Genomic DNA, 309 nt, shown 5'->3' with positions numbered 1-309 from the left:
ACGGTAGATGGACACACTGACAGCACTGGCGAAGCAGGTTACAACCAAGCATTGGGTCTACAAAGAGCACTGACGACGTCGGATGGTTTAATCACGGATGGTGTAGAGAAGAATCGCCTTGTTATACGCTCATTTGGTGAAAGTAAACCTATTGCGTCCAACGCAACGGCAGAAGGTAGAGCCAAGAATAGACGCTCAGAAATTTGGGCCTCTGCGAACGATGCCGCTGAAGTAGAAAATTAAGATGCGCGATTGGGTTTGGTTGTTGCTTGGTTCTGCTTAGTGCTTGGTTGTTGCTTAGTACTAGGT

The 309-nt window shown here is 47.6% G+C and carries 1 protein-coding gene; it reads left to right on the top strand.

Annotated elements, in window-relative coordinates; all coding sequences use genetic code 11:
* Positions 1-243 (top strand): OmpA family protein (locus tag AB4512_RS25145; RefSeq protein ID WP_372176175.1); only part of this gene is annotated, 243 nt, incomplete at its 5' end.
* Positions 244-309 lie beyond the last annotated feature (66 nt).

The organism is Vibrio sp. 10N.222.52.B7 (assembly GCF_041474275.1).
Classification (GTDB): Bacteria; Pseudomonadota; Gammaproteobacteria; order Enterobacterales; family Vibrionaceae; genus Vibrio; species Vibrio crassostreae_C.
The sequence above is the reverse complement of the archived record's forward strand: the minus strand, read 5'-3'. Positions and strand labels throughout refer to the sequence as shown.